Consider the following 5297-nt stretch of genomic DNA (forward strand, 5'->3'; position numbering starts at 1 on the left):
TTTCTGCCATAATTTACCTCCTTGTGGTGATTCGGGTTTCCCCTCCCACTGCTTTGACAGTACTAAACTTCTTCTATATCACTGAATTCAAGGTCTATGAGTGTATCACGACCAAACATATCTACATATGCTTTAATATTGCCCTTTTCCATGTCGATTTCTTCGATTTTTGCGACAAAGTCTTTGAATGGGCCTGCAATGATATTTACGTCATCGCCTGGTTTTACATTAATGTTGAGTACTGGTTCTTTTTCCTTAACCCCAAATTTTCTTACTTCGGCTTTTGTTAAAGGAACAGGGTCTCCATCAGGTCCCACAAAACCTGTTACGCCTTGGGTATTTCTTATGATATACCAAGACTTACTTGTAACGTTCATTTTTACCATAACATAACCAGGAAATAACTTTCTAGTCTTTACTTTCTTATCGTTGTTTTTAACCTCGACATACTCTTCTGTAGGTACGGTCACATCTATAATGTCTGGGTTTTGCTCATTATCAATCATCATTTGAATCTTGTCAGCAACCCTATTTTCGTAACCAGTATAGGTGTGAACTACATACCATCTAGCATTTTTTTCTATCTCAGTTAATAAAGCTTCTTTTTCTTCTTCTTTATTTGTTTCGAAATTTAAAGAATCGTTCATTGTCCACCTACATTATTGTTGAAAGTAGGAAATGGAATACCTTATCGAGTACCCAAATTGCAACTCCTGTAGCTGCACTTATGGCGATTACTAATAAAGTATATTCCAAAGTAGTCTTCTTATCAGGCCATTGGATTCTCTTAAATTCTTTACCAACTCCAGAGAAGAAAGAATCTTTTTTCTTAGCCATTTTGTCTCCTACCTTGTTTCTTTATGCACTGTGTGCTTTTTGCAGAATGGGCAGTATTTTTTAAGCTCAATTCTCTCGCTATGATGTGTTTTGTTTTTTGTTGTATCATAGTTTCTGTTTTTGCATTCTGTGCATTCTAATTTAACTTTTACTCTCATAAAACACCTCCTATTTGTCTATACGGATACTTCCATACAATCATATATATTACCCGCTAAGTCTATACTTGTCAACACTTGCCAACCTATTTGAGGAGTTTTTTTACAAATTCTTCTCTTTTTTTGACAAGCAACTGTCTAAGATCATCTAAATCGTGGTTAGAAAAACAAGTATCACTATAAGAAAGAAGAATATCTTCGATATCATCAAATTCATATAGGCCTTCTTCTTCAAACCTTCCTAAATATTCATCTTCCCTATCATAATACACAAGAGGTGGATAGGCTTTGATTTTTGATGTATCAAAAGCTACGTAGGATTCTTTAGCATAAACCCTACCCCTAACAATTAAAAAACTCTCTCTTATATCGATTTCTCTCCCACTCTTACAATCCTTAATCAAGACAAAGGCCGTTTTCTTTAATGGTGTTTACTATTTCCATGGCAGATTCGTTTGCAATTTCTTCTGTTTCCGCTTCTACCATTACTCTTATAAGTGGCTCTGTACCAGATTTACGAACAAGGATTCTACCTGAATCTTTAAGATTTTTTTCAATTTTTTCTATACTTTTCTTTACATTCTCATTATCTAAAACAGTATTTTTATCCTTAACTCTTACATTTATTAGGACTTGCGGATAGATTTTAAGGTCACGAACCAAGCTCTTTAGGTCACTTTTAGATTCAATCATAGCTTCCATTATTTTTAAAGAAGTTAAAATACCATCACCGGTGTTAGCAAACTTCTTTATAATAATATGGCCTGATTGCTCACCACCTAGCTCAATATCTTTTTCATACATTCTATCATGAACGTTTTTGTCACCAACATCTGTTTTTTCATACTTAATTCCAAGACTGTCAAAGGCCTTATATAATCCAAGGTTAGACATGACAGTTGTAACAACAGAATTTGAGTCTAGTGCCCCATCTTTTTTCATGAAATTTGCCAAGATATAAAGGATAGAATCCCCATCTATAATATTTCCCTCATTGTCAATAGCTATACACCTATCACAATCACCATCAAAGGCAAAACCTAAGTCAAGTTTATTTTCTACTACATATTTTCTTAAACCATCTATGTGGGTAGATCCTGCATCTCTATTTATATTAAATCCATTTGGTTCTGCATTTATAACATAAGTATCTGCTCCAAGAGCATCGTATACTGGCTTAGCAATTGTAAAGGCAGCTCCATTTGCGCAATCAAGACCAACTTTTATTCCCTCAAAAGACTTAGTTACTGTTTGTATAAGATAGGCAATATACCTATTACGACCTCCAATATAGTCAACAGTTCTTCCTATATCCTCACCAACAGCAAGGTCTATATCTTCGATATTAGAGTCTATATAAGCTTCAAGTTTATAGAGAAACTCATCTTCCATTTTTTCTCCATACTTATTTATAATTTTTATACCGTTATCATAATAAGGATTGTGGCTTGCTGTAATCATTATTCCACAATCAAAGTCTTCTGTTCTTGTAATATATGAAACTGAAGGAGTTGGTGTAACGTGTAAAAGATGAGCATTTGATCCTGATGAAGTAATACCAGCTGACAAAGCATCTTCAAACATATAAGATGACCTCCTGGTATCCTTGCCAATTAGGATTTTTCCCCTACCATTATTTTTTGTAGAAAAATAATCTCCAATAAACCTACCAATTTTAAAAGCATGGTAAACATTAAGATTTTTATTGGCCTCACCCCTAAATCCATCTGTACCAAAATATTTCATAGTATCTCCTTTCAAAATTATTTACCCATACATTATACTGCTTAGTTGATATTTTATAAATAAACTCATGAAAATTAGATGATTTTAAATTTATAAATATCTGATATAATATATTTATGAAGAAATTAGATTACATTCCAAGAACAAATATAAAAATGATCCACATTGACGGTGCCTATTCATTTGGAATCGACTCTATTTTACTTGGCGATTTTGCAAAAATGAAAAGAGGAAAAACCCTCCTCGATATTGGGTCAGGCAATGGTATTTTGGCATTGATGGCAAATAGTCTTTACGATTTAGAAAAAGTATTTGCCGTAGAAATCCAAGAAGCTAAGGCAAAAATCCTAAAAGAAAATTTAGTCCTTAACAACATACAAAATATAGAAATAATAAATGAAGACTTAAATAATATTGTTTTTAAAGAAAACAGCTTAGATTACATAATAACAAATCCCCCTTACTATAAGATTGACCAAAATCTCCAAAATAAAGACGAGGAATTTCTAATATCTAGGCAAGAACTTTACTTAAATCTTGACGATATTTTTGCCTTTGCAAACAAAACTTTAAAGGATAAGGGCAAGCTCTTTATGATCCACAAACCAGAACGCATGGTTGAAATTTTTAATAAATGTGGAAATGTTAAAGCAAAAAAAATTAGATTTGTGTCTTCTACCTACAATACCAAACCCCAATTTATACTCATAGAATTTGTTAAAAACGCCAAAGATGGAATAAAAATAGAAGACCCAATCATAATTTATAAAGACGGTTCATATACCGAACAAGTTAGAAAAATAAATGGAACCTACAAGGAGGACTAATGGACTACCAAATATATTTTGTGCCAACACCAATCGGCAACCTCGAAGACATGACCATAAGAGCAATAAATACTTTAAAAGCTTGTGACCTAATAGCCTGCGAAGACACTAGAGAATCAAAAAAACTTTTAGATTTTTATGAGATAAATAAACCCCTCACCTCCTACCACAAATTTAATGAGCAAGCCAAAAGCGAGGAACTAATTAAAAAGGCCATCGAAGGATTGACAATAGGAGTAATCAGCGATCAGGGTATGCCAGGCATGTCTGATCCTGGGGAAATCCTCATAAAAAAATGTATTGAGAATAACATCTCCTACACAATTCTTCCTGGCCCAAGCTCCATTCTAACAGCCCTCATTGGCTCTGGTCAGGATATGTCATACTTCAGCTTTTATGGATTTATAGGAAAAAAATCCAAAGAAAAAAAAGAACTTTATGAAAAATTAAAAAATGAAGACAAAACTTCAATTATTTTCGACTCGGTCCACAACCTCCCAAAAACAATCGAAGACTTTAAGGAAATTTTTCCAGAAAGAAAACTTACCATAGCAAGAGAACTTACAAAAAAATTTGAGGAATACAAAACCTACACAATTAAAGACATAGACCCAGAGCAAATCACCTTCAAAGGTGAATTCGTTCTTATTTTAGAAGGCAGAAAAGAAGAAGAATCTGACGACATTTCAAGTTTTGACAAGAAAATACAAGAAATGATTGATGACGGCAAGTCTACCAAAGAAATCGTAAAAAAAATTAAAAAAGAAAGTTCATTTTCAAAAAATGAAATTTATGATTATGTAATTAATTTTAAATAAGAGATCTTATGAAAAGAACAAAAAAAAATTTAAGTATAATCTTGGTAATGCTTGTAATAGAAATAATCTTATATTTTATGCTCTAAATCATCCAGAAGCTTCCTTCCCATGGTCTAATGATATAACATACATCATTTACATGACCTATCTGATATTAATAATTTATTTCGTAAGTAAGGGTTAAATAAACAAAAATAAAAAATTAACTAAAAAATACCGGACTGAAGACCAGACCGGTATTTTAAATTTCTCATAAAAAAACCACCCACATTGTGGATGGTTAAATTATTATTTTCTTTTTCTGTTTTTTCTTTTAGCAGCGTCGATTTTCTTTTTCTTTATAACGCTTGGTTTTTCGTAGTGTTCTCTTCTTCTATATTCAGAAAGTACACCGGATCTTGCGCATTGTCTTTTGAATCTCTTAATCGCACTGTCGATTGATTCGTTTTCTCCAACTCTGATTTCTGTCATCTCTATCCCCCCTCTCGTATATGCACGGTCTAGACTCAAATCAGCCTGGTGGCCATTGTAGGCTTCTATCACCAAGAACATGGAAATGCATATGAGGCACTGTTTGACCCCCGTCTTCTCCTATGTTATTGACAATCCTATATCCAGAATCAGCTATGCCCTTATCGTGGGCTATCTTTCTGATTGCCAAAAATATCTTGCCTATCAATTCACTATCAGACTCATCGAGAGTCTCTAAACTTTGGATGTGCTTTTTTGGTATAACAAGAAAATGGATAGGTGCTTGTGGATCTAAATCGTCAAATGCAATTAACTCTTCATCTTCGTAGATTATCTTAGATGGGATTTCTCCGTCTACAATCTTACAAAATACACAATCCATACTTCACCCCCATTAATATATATGTTACCACAATTATTTTTAAGAGTAAAGTATTTTT

9 protein-coding genes are annotated in these 5297 nt (G+C 33.1%); 2 read left to right on the forward strand and 7 right to left on the reverse strand.

Annotated features, from left to right (window positions below):
- Window positions 1–62 precede the first annotated feature (62 nt).
- The 5 genes from nusG to glmM all read right to left on the reverse strand — a co-directional run bounded on the left by nusG (window position 63) and on the right by glmM (window position 2741).
- On the reverse strand, window positions 63–647 hold the full coding sequence (gene nusG / locus RQ893_RS07865) for a transcription termination/antitermination protein NusG (protein WP_311482477.1): 585 nt from the start codon (window positions 645–647) through the stop codon (window positions 63–65).
- Between the two features lie 7 nt (window positions 648–654).
- Entirely contained in the window at window positions 655–837 is a 183-nt protein-coding gene (secE, locus tag RQ893_RS07870; protein WP_311482478.1) for a preprotein translocase subunit SecE, read from the reverse strand.
- Between the two features lie 8 nt (window positions 838–845).
- Window positions 846–995, reverse strand: coding sequence for a 50S ribosomal protein L33 (rpmG, locus tag RQ893_RS07875; RefSeq protein ID WP_004828827.1), 150 nt, complete (start codon window positions 993–995; stop codon window positions 846–848).
- Between the two features lie 86 nt (window positions 996–1081).
- Complete coding sequence (locus RQ893_RS07880) at window positions 1082–1399, reverse strand: aspartate 1-decarboxylase (aspartate alpha-decarboxylase) (protein ID WP_399523568.1); 318 nt, start codon at window positions 1397–1399, stop codon at window positions 1082–1084.
- Window positions 1392–2741 carry a phosphoglucosamine mutase gene (glmM, locus tag RQ893_RS07885; protein WP_311482479.1) on the reverse strand — a complete coding sequence of 450 codons (1350 nt, stop codon included), beginning with the start codon at window positions 2739–2741 and terminating at the stop codon, window positions 1392–1394. Before glmM ends, RQ893_RS07880 begins: the two co-directional genes overlap by 8 nt.
- A gap of 116 nt (window positions 2742–2857) precedes the next feature.
- Between glmM and RQ893_RS07890 the strand changes: the two genes are divergently transcribed.
- Together RQ893_RS07890 and rsmI are read left to right on the forward strand one after the other, a co-directional pair.
- Window positions 2858–3568: a methyltransferase gene (locus tag RQ893_RS07890; RefSeq protein WP_311482480.1), complete on the forward strand. Its 711-nt coding sequence runs from the start codon at window positions 2858–2860 to the stop codon at window positions 3566–3568.
- Complete coding sequence (rsmI, locus tag RQ893_RS07895) at window positions 3568–4386, forward strand: 16S rRNA (cytidine(1402)-2'-O)-methyltransferase (RefSeq protein ID WP_311482481.1); 819 nt, start codon at window positions 3568–3570, stop codon at window positions 4384–4386. Before RQ893_RS07890 ends, rsmI begins: the two co-directional genes overlap by 1 nt.
- Window positions 4387–4674: 288 nt before the next feature.
- On the opposite strand, the gene rpsU is transcribed toward rsmI, so the two are convergent.
- Together rpsU and RQ893_RS07905 are read right to left on the reverse strand one after the other, a co-directional pair.
- Window positions 4675–4857, reverse strand: coding sequence for a 30S ribosomal protein S21 (rpsU, locus tag RQ893_RS07900; protein ID WP_209771563.1), 183 nt, complete (start codon window positions 4855–4857; stop codon window positions 4675–4677).
- 40 nt (window positions 4858–4897) lie between these two features.
- The gene (locus RQ893_RS07905) at window positions 4898–5239 is read right to left on the reverse strand and encodes a histidine triad nucleotide-binding protein (protein ID WP_311482482.1); all 342 of its coding nucleotides are present in this window, start codon (window positions 5237–5239) and stop codon (window positions 4898–4900) included.
- Window positions 5240–5297 lie beyond the last annotated feature (58 nt).

It is taken from the genome of uncultured Anaerococcus sp. (assembly GCF_963510915.1).
GTDB lineage: Bacteria > Bacillota > Clostridia > Tissierellales > Peptoniphilaceae > Anaerococcus.